Annotated in this window: 1 rRNA gene; it reads left to right on the forward strand. The window is 50.0% G+C overall.

From position 1 onward, the window contains the following. Positions 1–200 (forward strand): 23S ribosomal RNA (locus FFO06_RS21010); the annotation flags it as partial.

Genomic DNA, 200 nt, shown 5'->3' on the forward strand with positions numbered 1-200 from the left:
GGAGGAACGCACCGCTGGTGTGCCAGTTATTGTACCAACAGTAAACGCTGGGTAGCCAAGTGCGGAGAGGATAACCGCTGAAAGCATCTAAGTGGGAAGCCCACCTCAAGATGAGTACTCTCACTACGGTAAGTAGGTAAGGTCACGGGCAGAACACCCGTTAATAGGCTCTATGTGGAAGTACAGTAATGTATGTAGCA

The organism is Dolichospermum planctonicum, assembly GCF_005402965.1.
GTDB classification, from domain to species: domain Bacteria; phylum Cyanobacteriota; class Cyanobacteriia; order Cyanobacteriales; family Nostocaceae; genus Dolichospermum; species Dolichospermum planctonicum.